Here is a 17035-nt window from a genome sequence, read left to right on the forward strand (position 1 = left end):
GCACTTGCGAGCGTGCGGATTGTTCTGTAAAGGTACAAGCAATGGGAAGAAGGCTTCTGTATTTTTAGAGGTCACTGAAAACTAGCGGAGAGTACGGAATCGTTCTGTAGAAGCGAAAGCGTTCGCCTTTGTCCCTGGATTTCAACCGCTGCAAGCGGAATATAATCAGAGAAATCCAGGGGCAACAGCGATCGGAAGAATGTTCCGTACTCGCAGCAATGACTTTTTCATCGAGCTTAAAAAGCGCGGCTTGGCAGAAAGGATGGAGACAGCAATGAACGGACAGCTGCGTAAAGATGTCGTGCCCGGAAGACGGGTGCACATTGTGCAAAAGCAGGACCAGCGGACGGGCAAGCTGACGGAGGGCGTGGTCAAAGATATTTTGACCAATTCCCCGACGCACCCGCATGGAATTAAAGTAAGGCTGACCGACGGGATCGTCGGCAGGGTGAAACAGATTTTAAACGATTAAGCATATGATCATATTCCAAATCATGGGGGCGGAACTCCATGATTTTTTCATTCTTTTTCATGCTCTCAGGTGTCGATTTATGTGGTAAAATGGAGAGTAAGACGCTAGACCAAAGATGGGATTGAGTAAATGAGAATTACGAATATGCTGCATTTTTCGGAGTATCACCGTTTTGTCGTGATGCGTGATTTTTCGTTAAGCAGTCTGGATATGAAGATGCTGTCCACAATTTATCAGCCGATGATCGGAGCCTATGCGGTCAGTCTGTACCATACGCTGTTCCTTCAGCTTCCGGCCGATAAGGTCGGAAGCTCGTTAATGGAGCAGCAGCGGAAGCTGTTTCTCGCGCTGGAGCTCGAATCGAGCGAAACGGGCCGCAAATTTTTTATTGAACAGACATCCAAGCTGGAAGCGGTCGGGCTCCTTAGGACGACCCGGAGATTCGTCGAGGCTTCGGATGATTATGTGTATGAGTATACGCTGTTCGCGCCGCTTACGCCGGGCGAATTTTTCAAGAACCAGCATTTGACGCTGCTGCTGCGGGATAAAGTTGGCAAATATATGGTATTTTCCCTTCGGGACGAGCTGCTGCTGCCGGAGCCCGAGGAGCTTAAGGCATCGAACTCGGAGAACTTGTCCGTGCCGTTCTACGAGCTGTTCCGCTTGAATACGCAGGTTGTCGATCTGGAGCTGGAGCAGGCTCTATTCGAATCCGCGGCGTCCCGGCCTGCCGAGGCAAGACCGGAGGTCGCGATCAAGGGCTTCCAGTACTCGGATATCATCATGCATTTTCCGCGGGAGTCCTACAACCGCTCCTTTGTCGAGCGGCTTAAATACGAGCCGGAGCAGATGGCCCAAATTAATTTTGTCGCCAAGAAATACGGCTTGTATTTGACGGATATGTGCCGTCTGCTCGACGAGGAAGGGGTATTCGCCCCGGACGGCTCGCTGCTGCTGGAGCTTCTTCAGCATAAAGCGAACCTGGTGTTCCGCCAGGATAAGAAGCGCAGCGAGGAACGGGCGAGATACCGCTCCAAGGTGGAGCAGGAAGCCGCAGGAAAAGGTGCCGCCGGGGCTGATGAGCCGGCAGAGGAAAAGTCCGTCGAGATGGAGTACTACCTTGAGGTGCCGGATATTTTCCAAGGAGAATGCAATCAGCATCAATACAACTATATTTTGCGCAATGAGCCTTACATGTACCTGCTGGAAAAGATTTTTTCCAAAGGGACGGTACCGGACGGCTTGCTGGATACGCTCGCCAAGGTGGACTTGAATTACGGCTTGAGCGAGGAAGTCATTAATGTACTTATCCATTTTTTATATATGAATAAGCGCTCGTGGTCCGAAGGCGTCCATCGAGTTCAGCGTGACGGATATGCTGGCCAAGCAGGTCGGCACCTACGAGCAGGCGGTGCAGTATATCCGCGAGCAGACGAAGTATAAGGAAAGCAAGACTCCGGCGCGCAACAGCCGCGGGACGTCGGCGGCCGGCACGCGCGGCAGCGGAACCAGGGGCAAGCAGCAGAAGCCGGTGCTGCCGATCGTCGAGGACAAGCCTGCAGCGAATGCGCGCAGTGCGGAGGAACGCGAAGCGATGCGGCGCAGAGCGCAGCTGCTGGACGGCAAAGTATAACTTCTCCAGAGACAGCCACGACTTAAATAAAGTTAAAGACTTGCGTGCGATAGAGCCGGAAGGGGCAGAGCCGCGTTCGCGGCCCCATCACCCGGAAAGGAGTGAATTTGAATGGAATCACTCGGCGATGTGTTAAAATCGATTCCGAATCATAAATACCGGCAGCAGGCGGAGGAACGGGTCAAGCAAATTATGGCCGATCCGCTCGTACGGAAGCTGCAGGATAAATACCCGATGCTGGATGAATATACGATGCGGATCAATATGAACCGGCTGTACCAGTACGTTACCGAGTACCGCAGCTGTTCGAACTGCCCGGGGCTCGACCGCTGTCCGAATGATTTTACAGGGCATTATACGATGATTACGGTCGAAGAGGAGAACGGCAGAGTCTCGCTGTACGATCAGAAGGTTTCCTGTAAAAAGTTTATCGCCCAGCAGACGCAGGAGGCGGTACGCGGACGCATCCGCAGCTTTTATGTCGATGAACGGGCCTTGTCCCAGGGCTATTCCTCTATGGAGATTTTCGATAAAGACCCGGAACCGGGAGGAAGCGGTGAACCGGCTGATCCGGTACATTTTGCAAACGAAGGAAGAGGGGCTGCAGAAAACCGGGCTGTATTTGGCAGGCAGCTTCGGCACCGGCAAAACGTTCCTGATGTGCTATTTGCTACATGAGCTCGCAAAGAGCGGATACACCGGCGCTATCGTATATATGCCGGATTTTGCGGAAGACCTGAAGGCGATGTTCCAGGACCCGATGCAGCTGAAGGAAACCATTGACGCTTTGAAGGATACGGATTTGCTCGTATTTGACGATATCGGCGCGGAGAACCTGAATCCATGGCTTCGGGATCATGTCATGGGTTCGATTCTCAATTACCGGATGAACCGGAAGCCGACGTTTTTCACCTCCAATCACGATCTGAACGCGTTGGAGCAGCATTTCAGCTTTACAAGCAAGGATGGAGACGAGGAGTTCAAAGGAAGACGGATTATGGACCGCATCCGCCCGTTCGTGGAAACGATCTTGGTGAACGGGTATAACAAACGGGGCGGCCAGCGATAGATGGGAATGAAAATAAAGCCCGGTCCTTTACCTGTATGGGAGAGGATCGGGCTTCTATTTTTGGCGGTCACGCTTACGCTCGGGGCGCTGCACCGTTCCACTCCATGCTGATCTCGTAAAAAAAGTCCTCCCCGTTACCAAACGAGGCCACTGAAGAACTTACGTTTTTTCGGTGAGTCCAGGCGTTAGGCGAAAAAAATGCGGCACCTGTTCCGATTTTCTCGGAGGGTACCGCATTTTTCATAGGGCTTTACGCTATTTTTTAGTCAGCCAGTTTCAATATCCGCTTTAAGTTTACTGCGAATATGGCCATAGCTCCTTGTATCTGCATGCCTAACAGACCCGAGGACGTGGCTACGTCGTACCCGTGCCGGTGCTTAAGTTCGCTGTTTTTGGCCTCGATCTTGTACCGTTCTTTCGCCTTCTCTTTGAAATACTCCGTTTCCTGGAATGCCATCTGCTCGGCGTGCTCCCCGGATTTAATGCTCACCGAGTACGTTTTACTTTTAGAGCCCTCCTTGTAGCATCCTTCTTTGAAGGGGCATCGTTTGCATAGCTCCACATCGAAATAGTAAGTGTCCTTTTGGTTTTTGCTGATTCCCTTTTTTCCTGTCCGCGCTTTCCGAATCGCCATATGGCCTGCCTTGCATACATACATGCCTGCATCTTTATTGAATTCGAATTCATCTTCCTTTTTGCGCATACCCTGGGTGATTTGTGGGTTAAGCCGGGAGACGAGTTCAATCTGATTTTCCTTGCTGTATGCGATGTTTTCTTTTTCCGAATAGGCCATATCGCCAATTACCGTCTTTACATCCATGCCCGCAGCCTTGCTTTTCTCGATGAGCGATTGCAACTGCTTGCCATCGTTCTTCTCTCCGGTCGTTACAATTGCCGCCGTAATGATTCGTTCCTCACTCATGGCAATATGCGTCTTATAGCCAAAAAACGAGGAATCTGCACTCTTGTGGCCGACGCGCGCATCCTGATCTTGCGAGATGCGCAGTTGTTCTATGTCATCCTCGACGGTCTCTTTTAGCAGATTCAACGGTTCTGTAATCTTAGGCAGTTGGGCGATACCAAGCCCGGTTTCGGTAACCTCGATGAGCTTCTGGCAATAGTCGATCTCGGCCTCGAGCGTATCCACGGCGTTCTTGGCAGGTAGCTTCCCCTTCAGCGATTCGTCGATAGAGTAGATGGCTTTTCGCAATTTGCGGGAACGGTCCTGTAAAATCTCCCTCGGTGATTTCTGGTTATAACGGGCTTTTGTATGCGTCGCGTCCACGATGATGGAGGTGCTCGTTAAAATCCCTTGCGCAGTAGCTAGTTCAACTGTCTTGCCGATGAGCAGATCCAGCAGATCCATGTTTTTTAACCGCAACTTGCGGAACTTCGTAAGGGAGCTCGGGTCGATGACGGCTTCTTCCGGAGCCATCTGAAGGAAGTATTTAAAAGACATATCGTACCGGGAGCGCTCGACCAGATCCACGTCCGACACCTCGAAAATAGCTTTCAGAAGCAGATATTTAAACATCCGCAACGGATCGATGGCGTTACGGCCGTTGTCCAAACAGTAGTTAGCTTTCAATTCGTCGTAGACGAAGGAGAAGTCAACCAGCTCATTTATCTGGCGTAGCATGTTGTCTTTCGGCACGATGAGGTCATATAGCGCTGTGTATGGGCTTAATGCAAAAGAAAGTTGAGGCTGGAACATGGTCTTCACCCTTCCGACGTATTACTTTAAAGTATACAAGAAAAAAGGCACAGCGCCCTCAAAATATTGAGAGTCTGTACCTTTTCATTAACGGACTTTTTCAGTGGCCTCTTACCAAACGGGGAAGACCTTAGTCGCCGGTTAAGCTTAGCGCATCATAACTTGAATGACCGTTGCGATGATGCCAATGAGAAACAGCACGCCGAAGAATACGCCAAAGCCTGTAGTCACGTCCTGGAAGTCATTAGTCGGCTCTTCCATTACGTGCAGTTCGGGATGTTTCGGATCGTTCATGGGATTACCCTCCTTGAGCAAATCGACATCGTTTGCCTAATTCTAGTTATGCTTAGTATAACCAACTTTCAAGATAAATGTAAAGAATGCGAAAGTGACAATTATGCGACTTTTGGAAATTTGGCGGTGATTGTGTGTCCGTAGCCGTCATGGCAGAAGTGGAAACGATTCGCCAGCCCCGGAAGCGGTTGAAAATAGGGTGCATTGTGGTATACTTTACATGTTGACAACATTTTTTTCGGAGTGGAAGGAGAATAAGCATATGGCAATCGTAAATGTATCTGACCAATCTTTCAAAAGCGACGTTGAAGGATCCGGTACGGTTCTTGTTGATTTCTGGGCTCCATGGTGCGGACCTTGCAAAATGATCGCGCCTATACTTGAAGAGCTGGACAAAGAGTTGGGGGACAGTGTGAAAATTGCAAAAGTCAATGTGGATGACAATCCGGAATCCGCAGCGCGCTTTGGCGTCATGAGTATCCCGACATTGATCGTATTCAAAGACGGTCAACCGGTGGATAAAATCGTAGGCTTCCAATCCAAGGATGCGCTGAAAGGCGTTATTACACGCAACCAATAATTAGCGGTTGGATGAATTAAGATGAGAAAAAGCTCTTTTTCTGCTATGCTGAGAAAGAGCTTTTTTTTGTATCCTTAAGCGGCTGAAGCCGTATAGATACACGGGCGCGCTCCGGATTAAAGGGAGAGGGGAGCCGCGTCATGGATGCTGAAGCAAGAAAGGGGAGAAATCAGGTGCCGATCCAAGACGACGAAGAACGGAAACGGACCGCGGAGGCCATCCGCAACAAGCTGGCGCTTTTACCGGAGCAGCCGGGCTGCTACCTGATGAAGAATAAAGAAGGTACGATCATTTACGTGGGCAAGGCGAAGGTGCTGCGCAACCGCGTGCGCTCTTATTTTACAGGGAGCCATAACGCGAAGACGCAGGCGCTGGTGCATGAAATTGCCGACTTTGAATATATTGTGACCGCCAGCAATGTCGAGGCGTTGATTCTCGAATGCAATCTGATCAAAAAATACCATCCGCGGTATAACGTGCTGCTGAAGGATGACAAGACGTTTCCTTATATCAAAATCACCCACGAAGCGCACCCGCGGCTCGAGGTTACGCGGAAGGTGTTTAAGGATAAGGGGAAATATTTCGGCCCTTATCCGAACTCGTTCGCCGCTCAGCAGACGAAGAAGCTGCTGGACCGCCTGTACCCGCTGCGCAAATGCCGGACGCTGCCCGACCGCGTCTGTCTGTATTATCACCTCGGTCAATGCGTAGCGCCCTGTGAGTACGAGGTGGAGCAGGAGACGTACGACAAGATGGTGTCGGAAATTTCCCGGTTTCTTAACGGCGGTCACGACGAGATCAAGCAGGATTTGACGCGCAAAATGCACGAAGCGGCGGAGGAGCTGAACTTTGAGCGGGCGAAGGAGCTGCGCGACCAAATCGTTCATATCGACGCCGTGATGGAGAAGCAGAAAATTACGACGACGGAAGCCGTCGACCGCGATATTTTCGGCTATGCCGTCGATAAGGGCTGGATGTGCGTGCAGATTCTGTACATGCGCCAGGGCAAGCTGATCGAGCGCCACGCCTCGATGTTCCCTTATTACGGCGAGGAGTATGAGGACTTCGTCTCCTTCGTTACGCAGTATTACAGCGACAACCCTGCGCTGCCGAAGGAAGTGTTCCTGCCTGCGGAAACGGTCGGCAGGGAAACGGCGGCAGCCAAAGAGCCGGTGAAGCGCGTCATTACGCAGGAAACGATCGCGGCGCTGGATCAAGCCTCTGCCGAAGAAGCCGCCGGACGCGGCGATGCGGAAGGAACGGAGCTCGATGCGGTCAAGGCGGACGTGAAGGAAGCGCTGGAAGGCTGGCTGAAGGTGAAGGTGCACATTCCGCGCCGCGGCCTGAAGAAGAATATGGTCGACATGGCGGGAGACAATGCCCGTGTCGGGCTGGAAGAGAAGTTCCGCTTGATCGAGCGGGATGAGCAGCGCTCTGTCAAGGCGGTGGAGAATCTCGGCGAGTGGCTAGGCATGGGGATGATCCGCCGGATCGAAGCGTTCGATAACTCGAACATTCAAGGGTCGGATCCGGTATCCGCGATGGTCGTATTCACGGACGGCAAGCCGAACCGGAAGGAGTACCGGAAGTTCAAGATCCTGGACCGTTCAAGGGCCGGACGACTACGAAACGATGCGGGAGGTTGTCCGCCGCCGGTACGAGCGGGTGCTGAAGGAGCAGCTGCCGCTGCCGGATCTGGTTGTCATCGACGGAGGAAAGGGGCAGATTTCCGCGGCGATCGATGTGCTCGAGAACGAGCTGGGCCTGTACATTCCCGTATGCGGCCTGGTGAAGGATGCGAAGCATAGAACGGCCCAGCTGATGATGGGCGATCCGCCGGAGGTCGTGCCGCTGCCCCGCGACAGCCAGGAGTTTTATCTGCTGCAGCGAATCCAGGACGAGGTGCACCGGTTCGCGATTACGTTCCACAGGGAGACCCGGGCCAAGTCGATGGTCGTCTCCCAGCTGGACGCCATTCCGGGCATCGGAGAGAAGCGCCGGAAAGCGCTGCTGAAGCATTTCGGCTCCCTGAAGAAAATCAAAGAGGCCGGAATCGAGGATTTCCGGCCTGTCGGGATCGGGGAGAAGCTGGCGGCGCAAATTCTCCAGGCATTGAACGGCGATGACGCCGCGCAAGCCGGGGAGATAGGCGAAGCTGGGGGGAACGAAACCCATACGGCGGCGGCGGATCCGATTGTTTAAGACGGAAGCCGGCGCCGCGGACAGCGGGCCGTATGTAATCGATTATTCCAGACGAGGGCGCGTAACAAGCCTTCGTCTTTTTGTTTTGCCGTGAACCCAGGCAATCAGCCAGCCGGCCAGTCCGGGAAAGATAATATAGAAGCCGCCCATCAGGCTGTGCGTCCAGTCACCCAAGTCCATTAATGAAAATCCCATCAGAATACTGTCCATGGAGGCATGGGCGAACAGCACGGTCATAAAGCCGTATTTCAGAAAGGCATAACCGAAAATAAGTCCGATGACGGTAACCTCGACAAAACGGGTGTAAACCGGGTAGATCGGGTACTGCGTATGGCTGAGCGCCCAGATCATGCTGGGGATCAGCACGGCTATAAACCGGCTGCGTACGAGCTTCATAAAGAAGGGGATACCGAACAGTCTGTATACCGATTCCTCCGAGATGGCGGCCGCCCAGGCCATGAGCGGGAAAAAGGCGGGATATACCATATTGAGTACGGAGTCCGACGGATCGTTCACCGCCCACACGTCAAACCAGTGCTCCGCCCCGAAAAACAGCGTCTGCTGTACGCCGAGGATGAACAGGCAGAGCAAGTATCCCTGAATGACCGCGCTGCGCAGCTGTCCGCCGAAGGAGGGCTCGTGCCATAGCGGCCAGGGACTCCAGCCTTTGCGCAGCCACAGCTGCCTGCCGGCAAGCAGGGCAAAGTAGACGCTGACCGCCATGAGGCCGATCAGGATGTTCAAGAACCAGAGATTGAACATTGCCTCCAGCTGGGAGGGGCCGTTCGAGTGCGCGGTGCGCAAGGCCGGCACCATATTGAAGTTATTGGCGATGTAGATCGCCAAAAATAGGGCGGTGAGCAGCAGACCGCGCCGAAAGGTGATTTCTTTGCGGAAGCGGAACACGATGTAGAAGGAGGCCAGCGCCATGATGAGCGACAGCAGCAGGCTGATGCGCGTCATCGTTGCCGCGTTCTTGTCCTGCGCTTCCTGCCATGCCAGGAACGAGGCGGGAATGGCAAAGCTCGCGTGAAAGGCGGCCGCCGAGCCGTTTCTGACGGTGACCGCAAGCTGCAGCTTGGCCTCCCCGATGGCCAGGGATTTGCTTTGATAAACGAAGCGGCTGCTGTCCGCAGCGGCGGAGCCGCTTGGGTGACGCTGCGGGTCCGGTTCGATCCGCTCCCAATCCTTCAGCGTGTAGCCGCGGGATCTCAAGGTCTGCTCGGCAATCAGCTGCGGATCGGCTGGACCTGCAGCCGCTGCGGGCTGTTGGATGCTCCGGGGGATGTAGCTTTCCCAGCCGAGGATGCTCAAGTCGGTAAAATTGACATCAATGTAATAAGTCGTTTTTGACGTATTGTCGTTCACTTCCACTTCATAATAATCAAGCGGATAAGCCCCGAATCTTTGCGCATACGTCCCGGCCAGATCTTCCTTCTGCAAATAGCCGCTGCGGTCGGCATCGGATTGGTACAGGGTGCTGACACGATAATCGGACGACAAAGGAAAGGTTTGGCGGATGAATCGCAGCGCCTGCTGTGCGGCCTGTTCTTTGCTTACCGCAGGGCGATCCTGGAGGGCTTCCAGCCCCGCATCGTTCGATTGAGGGAGGGAGGAGACCAGAACGACGGCCAGATAGAGCACAATCCCGATAACGGCCAGCGGCAGCAGGGGAGATCTTGCGGTCGATTTTATCATAATAGGCTCCTTTGCTTGAGATGGACATGGGGTGAATCTTTATATTGTATTCTGTAAACTTAGCACACATGACATTAGGAAATCCAATGAATCCGAGAGCATAGGCGGGAAAAACGATGAAAAGCGAAGCGGCGGGATTGCCAGTCTTCCCGCAGGCGGACTTATAATCCGATTATCCCCGGATTTCGGCGTACAGCGGCTTTGTGCTTCCTCGTAAAGGGGATTATAATTCATATCAATTGAATACAAAGCCGAATTTCTTTTGAAAACGGGGGAACCATTTATTACAAGGGGTGAATTCGATTCTATCGTCAAGATGGAATTGATAGGGTACCTGTGAATCCGAATCCGTCAGCTAACCTCGTAGGCTTTAAGCAGGAACCTATCATACGGCATTGGGTTTCCAGTGTCTTTTTTTGTGCTCTGAACTTGGATTTTGAGGTGAACCATGAAACTATCGCTGAAAAAAATTGAGCTGACGCCGCCGCAAATTTTAGTCATCGGGTTCGCGGCCATTATTTTGGCAGGCTCGGCACTGCTATCCTTGCCCATCGCCTCGGCGACAGGAAAGCCGCTTTCTTTCCTGAACGCCTTCTTCACGGCAACCTCCGCTACCTGTGTAACCGGGCTCGTGGTTGTCGATACGGGGACGAGCTTTACGCTCTTTGGGCAAATTGTCATCATCCTGCTGATTCAAGTGGGAGGCTTGGGCTTCATGACGATGGGCACGCTGTTTGCTTTTGCCTTGAAAAAACGAATTTCGCTGAGGGAAAGGCTCGTACTTCAGGAAGCGATGAATCAAGGGAGCATGGAGGGCATTGTCCGGCTGATCCGTAAGGTGATCCAATATTCGCTGACGATCGAAGCGGCAGGGGCGCTCATTTTCTCAATTCGCTGGTCATTTGACCTGGGTCAGGCGAAGGGGATCTACTACGGTATTTGGCATGCGGTCTCCTTCTTCAACAATGCCGGATTCGATCTCTTCGGCCCGGTCACGGGGAAATTCAGCAGCTTGACCGCCTATGCAGACGATCCGGTCATCAATATCGTTTCCATGGGGCTCATCATTCTGGGAGGTCTCGGATTCGTCGTCATTTCGGATCTGCTCGATTACAGGAAAAGCAGAAGAAGGCTGTCGCTGCATTCCAAGGTCGTGCTGAGTGCGACCGGCATTCTCATAGCCGTCGGGGCCGTAGTCATCTTCGTCTTCGAGTTTACGAACGCCAAAACACTCGGCACCTTGAGCTGGCAGGGGAAAATATGGGCTGCGCTGTTTCAGTCGGTTACACCGAGAACGGCGGGGGCCAATACGATTGATTTGGCCGGCATGCGGCAGGCCACTCAGTTTTTTATGATCCTGCTTATGTTTATCGGAGCATCGCCCGGTTCTACGGGCGGAGGGATTAAGACGACGACATTTACAACGCTGATAGGTGCAATGATCGCAATGATCCGGGGGAAAGAGGATATCGTGCTGTTTCACTTCCGTCTTGGCAAAGACCGGATTTTAAAGGCCATTACCCTCACGATGATTGCTTTATTTCTCGTTATTTTCGTCGCAATGGTGCTCTCGACGACCGAGGAGCATCCGTTTCTGATGATTTTGTTCGAAGTCACCTCAGCTTTCGGTACGGTCGGTTTAACAATGGGATTAACGACCGATTTGACCGATTTCGGGAAAATTATGATTGCGCTTATGATGTTTGCCGGGCGGCTGGGGCCAATGACACTGGCTTATGCCTTAGGGCCGAAAACGGAAAAGGAATTATACAGATACCCGGAAGGGAAAATTACAATCGGATAGGGGAACATTCGAAATGAAACGTGGGCAGTACGCGGTAATTGGTTTAGGGAGATTCGGATCCAGCTTGGCGGAAGAGCTCGTCAATCTGGGCTACGAGGTGCTCGGGATCGATAAGGACGAGGAATCGGTCGATGAGATGAGCGAGGTGCTGACCCATGTGGTTGTAGCGGACGCAACGGATGAAGAGGTGCTGCGCTCGCTTGGCATCCGCAATTTCGATTGCGCGATCGTGGCGATAGGAGACGATATTCAATCCAGCATCATGGCCGCCATTTTGCTGAAGGATATGGGCGTGAAGACGGTGGTGACCAAGGCGCTGTCGGAGCTGCACGGCAAGGTGCTGCAGAAGATCGGAGTCGACCGGGTGATTTTCCCGGAGCGGGATATGGGGATTCGGGTCGCCCATCAGCTGGCTTCTCCGAATTTGCTCGATTATATCGAGCTGTCGAACGATTACACGATCGTCGAGCTCTCCGTTCCCAAACGGCTGTCGGGACGTACGCTGAAGGAGCTGGACCCGAGAGCGAAGTACGGCTGCAGCGTCGTTGCCATTAATAAGAAGAAAGGGGTTATTATTGCCCCCACGGCGACCGATACGCTTGATGAGCAGGACGTGATGGTCATCATTGGAACGAATGAGCAGATTGAAACGTTTGAGAACGAAGTGATAGGGTAATAGATAAAGCAGGGCACCCGTCTTTGAGCGGGTGTGAAATGTGAAACGGAGTATGCGGTCATGAACAGTCAAGTGGGAGAAATGATTCACCACGTTATCTTTTTATTAATCTTTATACTGGGTCTCGGCATGCTGTCCGGTAAAGCGGCCAGCTGGCTGAAGCTTCCGGATGTCGCTTTGTTTCTGGCGGCCGGGATGATCATGGGACAAGGGCTTCATCTGGTCACGGAAACAAGCAGCTCGTTCACGAATCAGTTCATTCTTACTATCGGTTCGGCGCTGATTTTGTTCGACGGCGGAAGAAATATTCGGCTGTCAGGGTTGAAAAGGGTATGGCTGACGCTGACGCTGCTCAGCATTCCCGGCGTTCTGATCACATGTGCGGTTGTGGCGGCTGCGGCGCATTGGCTGCTCGGCATTCCGGTCTTGCACGCCGTGCTGCTCGGTGCGATCATTTCGTCTACCGATCCCGCGACGCTGATTCCGGTCTTCAAGCAGATCCGGATTCGGACGAAGGTGCGGGAAACGGTTGAAAGCGAGTCCGCGTTCAACGATGCGACAGGCTCCATCCTGACGTTTACGGTGCTGGCTCTTGTAACGGGAGGGCAGACCTTCTCGCTGTCGGCAAGCCTGCTGCAATTTGCGGCGACCGCGTTAGGCGGCATTGCCGTGGGGGCCATCCTGGGCCTTGTTCTGGCGTTTATTACGGGACACTTGAGGCTGGGATGGCTGCGGGATTATACGACGATCGCCTTGGTCGTGACCGCGCTGGGCGCCTATTGGTTCGGGGAAACGCTGCACGTCAGCGGTTTTATGGCGACGTTTACCGCCGGGCTGATTTGGGGAAATGCCGACCTGTTCAAGCTGAATCTGAACGACAAGCATCAGGAGATGCTGCATTTCAGCGAGAATATAACGGTGATCATGCGGATGCTTATTTTCATCCTGCTGGGCAGCCAGGTCAATTTTGCAGTCATTTACGCGAATTTATGGCCAAGCCTGGCCGTTATTGCCATCTTTATGCTCATCGCGCGTCCGCTGACCGTGCTGGCCTGTACGCTCCCCGACCGGAGGGCCGGCTGGAAGCGGAACGAGATTCTCTTCATGTTCTGGGTCCGCGAGACCGGGGTCATCCCGGCCGCTTTATCCGGGATGGTGGCGGGGCTCGGCGTCAAATATGCGGACGTGATCGCTTCGGTCACGTTCCTTGCGGTGCTGCTGACGATTCTGCTGCAGGCGGGAACGACGGCCTATGTCGCAAGGAAGCTCGGTATTGAGGAGAAAAACGGCTAGTTTAGTCCTCCAGCCGGTTAAAATATTGTCTGGCCTTCTCGATAAACCGCTGGGCGGACGGATGATGGACGGCCTCCTCGGTAAACAGCAGGGAGGTCGTTCTTGTCGTCTGCTCCAGCGCGGGGATAAAGCGGATGAACAGCTCGTTATCCTTCATTAAACTGCGGCGCAGATAAGATTCCGGCAGCAGGGTAGCCGTGTGGCAGGTGGAGACGAGACGGATAATGGCTTCGAACGAATCAATCTCCATTTTGACGTCAGGATGGATGTTGTAGCGGTGAAACAATTCATCCATTAAAATGCGGTACCAGGTCCCGCGCGAAAAAAGAATCATCGGAAGCTCCTGAAGATCGTCAATTTCGAGCGACGCCTTATCGATTAAAGGATGCCCGAGCGGCAGCACGAGACAGAGGTGGTCGTCGAACAGCGGGATGCACTTCAAGCCGGGGTGTTCGATCTTGGAGGCGACCAGCCCGATGTCTACTTTTCGTTCTTTGACCATGGGAACGATTTCATGCGTTTTGCCTGTAACAGCCTTTATATCGATTTTCGGGTAATCCTTGGTATAGATGGTAATCAAATCGGGAAGCGTGGATTGTAGAGTCGTTAGGCTGGCCCCGATAATGATACTGGCCGGCTTGCTGTCCGACTTGAATTCCTCAAGCTGGCGGAACAGCTTTCTTTCCGAATGGCGCTGCTCCAGCGCATATTCGTACAATATTTGGCCGGCGCGGGTAATTTCCAGACGTTTGCCCCTGCGCAGAAACAAATCGACGCCGAGCTCTTCCTCCAGGCGCATGATTTTACGGGACAGTGCGGGCTGGGAAATGTTGAGCGCCTGCGAGGCTTTATTCAAGCTCTCCAATTCGACGACGCTCGCGAAAATATCTAGGTGTTCCAGCATGAAAATCCCTGCTTTCATCTATATATGCAAATTATGAATAAGCGATTATAAAAAAACAGCACTTCCATTATAAGCGATAAAGGAGTACGATGTACATGTCACCTACTGTTCACATTTTTTGTCCCTGTCTGCATAAAAATATGTCGATTCATGGAAAATAGGCGTAACGAATCATGTTGACGCTTGTTTCTTGCGGGAGTACAATGAAAAATGGTTTTGACCGACATGTGAACAAAGCTACATATTGCTGAGGGGGGAAAGGATTTCAATGTTTCGTAATTCGTATTTTTCACGCAAGCTGCATTCATTGCTTGGTGTCATTCCGGTCGGTTTCTTTCTGATCGAGCACCTGCTGACGAACTATTCGGCTACGAAAGGCCCGGAGAAGTTCATGGAGCATGTGAATTGGCTGCACGACTTGCCGCTGATGCTTCTGCTTGAGATCGTGGGCATCTGGCTGCCGCTGCTGTATCACGCGGTATACGGGCTCTACGTAGCTTACACGGCGCGCAATAATGTTTCCAACTATGGTTATTTCCGTAACCAAATGTTTTTCCTGCAAAGGGTAACGGGCGTGATTACCTTCTTGTTTATCGCGTTCCACTTTTTTCAAACACGGCTTCAAATCACGTTTGGGCTGCCGCAGGAAGAGATCGGCGTACAGATGCACAGTATTGCTTCGAACGGGTTGTTCTTCGTTCTGTACTGTATTGGCATTGTGTCCGCCGTATTCCATTTCAGCAATGGAATGTGGTCTTTCCTCGTAAGCTGGGGTGTGACCATCGGTCCGCGGGCACAACGTGTATCCACTGTTATCTGGATGGCCGTATTCGTTGTTATGTCCATCATGTTTATCATGTCTTTGAGCGCGTTTGTCGATCCGCAATTCCAGAACGTGCCACTGAACGCGAAAGGTTAAGGAGGAGTGAACTACAATGGCTAATTCAAAAGTAATCGTAGTCGGTGGAGGTTTGGCCGGATTAATGGCTACCATTAAAGCCGCTGAAGCCGGGGTTCACGTTGACCTGTTCTCGCTGGTTCCTGTGAAACGTTCCCACTCGGTCTGTGCGCAGGGGGGAATTAACGGAGCGGTAAACACGAAAGGCGAAGGCGACTCCACTTGGGAGCACTTTGACGATACCGTGTACGGGGGCGACTTCCTGGCTAACCAGCCGCCGGTTAAAGCAATGTGCGATGCTGCGCCGGGTATTATCCACTTGATGGACCGGATGGGCGTTATGTTTAACCGTACGCCGGAAGGCTTGCTCGATTTCCGTCGCTTTGGCGGTACGCAGTATCACCGGACGGCATTTGCAGGGGCAACGACAGGCCAGCAGCTGTTGTATGCGCTGGACGAGCAGGTTCGCCGCTGGGAAACGGCCGGCTTGGTAACAAAGTATGAGCATTACGAATTTATGGGCGCAGTCATCGACGACGATGGCGTATGCCGCGGCGTGAGCGCGCAAAGTCTGCGCAGCATGGAGATTCAAACCTTTGCAGCGGACGCAGTCATTCTGGCTACAGGCGGCCCTGGCATTATTTTCGGTAAAACGACGAACTCTGTCATCAATACAGGTACGGCGGCTTCTGCGGTTTATCAGCAGGGCGTGAAATATGCGAACGGCGAAATGATTCAGATTCACCCGACAGCGATTCCGGGCGACGACAAGCTTCGCTTGATGTCCGAATCCGCACGCGGTGAAGGCGGCCGGATCTGGACTTATAAAGACGGTAAGCCATGGTACTTCCTCGAAGAAAAATATCCGGCATACGGGAACCTCGTTCCGCGCGATATCGCAACCCGCGAAATCTTCTCGGTGTGCGTTGACCAAAAGCTGGGGATTAACGGCGAGAACATGGTATACCTGGATCTTTCCCACAAGGATCCGAAAGAATTGGACGTTAAACTGGGCGGGATCATCGAGATCTATGAGAAGTTCATGGGCGACGATCCGCGCAAAATCCCGATGAAAATTTTCCCGGCCGTTCACTATTCGATGGGCGGTATGTGGGTTGACTTTAACCAAATGACGAACATTCCGGGCTTGTTTGCCTGTGGCGAGTGCGAATACCAGTACCATGGTGCGAACCGTCTTGGCGCCAACTCCCTGCTGTCTGCGATTTATGGCGGTATGGTTACAGGTCCGAAAGCGATCGAATATATCAAAGGCTTGAGCAAGCATGCGGAAGACGTTTCTTCGACCGTGTACGACCGCGAGAAGAAGAAGCAAACCGACAAATACGAAAGCCTGCTGAAAATGGACGGCAAAGAAAATGCCTACGTCCTGCATAAAGAGCTTGGTGAGTGGATGACGAACAACATGACGGTCGTTCGTTACAACAAAAAGCTGGAAGAAACGATCGGCAAAATCAATGAGCTGAAAGAACGTTACCGTAACATCAATATGACGGATACGGCGCGTTGGAACAACCAAGGCGTAGCGTTCACACGTCAATTGTGGAACATGCTGGAGCTGTCCCATGTTATGACTTTGGGCGCTCTGCTGCGTAACGAAAGCCGCGGTGCACACTATAAGCCGGAATTCCCTGAGCGTGATGATGATAACTTCCTGAAAACGACGAAAGCGACTTGGACGCCGGACGGAACCTACTATCGAGTGGGAAGACGTGGACACCTCGTTGATTGAACCGCGTAAACGCGACTACTCGCAAAGCAAGAAGGGAGGACATTAATC

At 52.6% G+C, this 17035-nt stretch carries 12 protein-coding genes, 3 pseudogenes and 1 riboswitch; of the genes and pseudogenes, 11 read left to right on the forward strand and 4 right to left on the reverse strand.

Annotation, left to right across the window (positions count from 1 at the left end):
- Positions 1-274: 274 nt before the first annotated feature.
- From ACHHV8_RS04720 to dnaI, 4 genes and pseudogenes are all read left to right on the forward strand, one after another.
- Positions 275-472, forward strand: a complete 198-nt coding sequence (locus ACHHV8_RS04720) for a YwbE family protein (protein WP_395157215.1) — start codon at positions 275-277, stop codon at positions 470-472.
- A gap of 129 nt (positions 473-601) precedes the next feature.
- On the forward strand, positions 602-1915 hold the full coding sequence (locus ACHHV8_RS04725) for a replication initiation and membrane attachment family protein (RefSeq protein WP_395157217.1): 1314 nt from the start codon (positions 602-604) through the stop codon (positions 1913-1915).
- Entirely contained in the window at positions 1848-2105 is a 258-nt protein-coding gene (locus tag ACHHV8_RS04730; RefSeq protein ID WP_395157218.1) for a hypothetical protein, read from the forward strand. The genes ACHHV8_RS04725 and ACHHV8_RS04730 overlap by 68 nt, the downstream gene beginning before the upstream one ends.
- A gap of 111 nt (positions 2106-2216) precedes the next feature.
- Positions 2217-3174 (forward strand): annotated as a pseudogene (gene dnaI / locus ACHHV8_RS04735) (primosomal protein DnaI).
- Positions 3175-3436: 262 nt separating this feature from the next.
- Here the strand turns inward: dnaI and ACHHV8_RS04740 are convergent.
- Positions 3437-4888: an IS1182 family transposase gene (locus tag ACHHV8_RS04740; protein WP_395155790.1), complete on the reverse strand. Its 1452-nt coding sequence runs from the start codon at positions 4886-4888 to the stop codon at positions 3437-3439.
- Positions 4889-5035: 147 nt separating this feature from the next.
- Positions 5036-5182 carry a YqzM family protein gene (locus tag ACHHV8_RS04745; protein WP_395157220.1) on the reverse strand — a complete coding sequence of 49 codons (147 nt, stop codon included), beginning with the start codon at positions 5180-5182 and terminating at the stop codon, positions 5036-5038.
- A 262-nt stretch (positions 5183-5444) separates the two neighbouring features.
- On the opposite strand from ACHHV8_RS04745, the gene trxA reads away from it, so the two are divergent.
- Both trxA and uvrC read left to right on the forward strand, forming a co-directional pair.
- A complete protein-coding gene (trxA, locus tag ACHHV8_RS04750; RefSeq protein WP_395157222.1) occupies positions 5445-5762 on the forward strand; it encodes a thioredoxin in 318 nt (105 codons plus the stop codon).
- Positions 5763-5902: 140 nt separating this feature from the next.
- Positions 5903-7964, forward strand: a pseudogene (uvrC, locus tag ACHHV8_RS04755) (excinuclease ABC subunit UvrC).
- 42 nt (positions 7965-8006) lie between these two features.
- On the opposite strand, the gene ACHHV8_RS04760 reads toward uvrC, so the two are convergent.
- Complete coding sequence (locus ACHHV8_RS04760; protein WP_395157224.1) at positions 8007-9662, reverse strand: CPBP family intramembrane glutamic endopeptidase; 1656 nt, start codon at positions 9660-9662, stop codon at positions 8007-8009.
- 239 nt (positions 9663-9901) lie between these two features.
- A riboswitch (cyclic di-AMP (ydaO/yuaA leader) is annotated at positions 9902-10047 on the forward strand.
- Between the two features lie 63 nt (positions 10048-10110).
- Here ACHHV8_RS04760 and ACHHV8_RS04765 point away from each other — a divergent pair.
- The 3 genes from ACHHV8_RS04765 to ACHHV8_RS04775 are packed head-to-tail and all read left to right on the forward strand — an operon-like array spanning position 10111 to position 13435.
- Complete coding sequence (locus ACHHV8_RS04765) at positions 10111-11466, forward strand: TrkH family potassium uptake protein (protein ID WP_395157227.1); 1356 nt, start codon at positions 10111-10113, stop codon at positions 11464-11466.
- Positions 11467-11479: 13 nt separating this feature from the next.
- A complete protein-coding gene (locus ACHHV8_RS04770) occupies positions 11480-12142 on the forward strand; it encodes a potassium channel family protein (protein WP_395157229.1) in 663 nt (220 codons plus the stop codon).
- A gap of 60 nt (positions 12143-12202) precedes the next feature.
- Complete coding sequence (locus tag ACHHV8_RS04775) at positions 12203-13435, forward strand: cation:proton antiporter (protein ID WP_395157231.1); 1233 nt, start codon at positions 12203-12205, stop codon at positions 13433-13435.
- 1 nt (position 13436) lies between these two features.
- Here ACHHV8_RS04775 and ACHHV8_RS04780 read toward each other — a convergent pair whose 3' ends face one another.
- Entirely contained in the window at positions 13437-14336 is a 900-nt protein-coding gene (locus ACHHV8_RS04780; RefSeq protein WP_395163423.1) for a LysR family transcriptional regulator, read from the reverse strand.
- A 271-nt stretch (positions 14337-14607) separates the two neighbouring features.
- Between ACHHV8_RS04780 and ACHHV8_RS04785 the strand changes: the two genes are divergently transcribed.
- Both ACHHV8_RS04785 and sdhA read left to right on the forward strand, forming a co-directional pair.
- The gene (locus ACHHV8_RS04785) at positions 14608-15258 is read left to right on the forward strand and encodes a succinate dehydrogenase cytochrome b558 subunit (protein ID WP_395157233.1); all 651 of its coding nucleotides are present in this window, start codon (positions 14608-14610) and stop codon (positions 15256-15258) included.
- Positions 15259-15274: 16 nt separating this feature from the next.
- A pseudogene (gene sdhA / locus ACHHV8_RS04790) lies at positions 15275-17033 on the forward strand (succinate dehydrogenase flavoprotein subunit).
- Positions 17034-17035: the final 2 nt, after the last annotated feature.

The organism is Paenibacillus sp. TAB_01 (assembly GCF_043945595.1).
In the GTDB taxonomy this organism is placed as follows: Bacteria; Bacillota; Bacilli; order Paenibacillales; family NBRC-103111; genus Paenibacillus_S.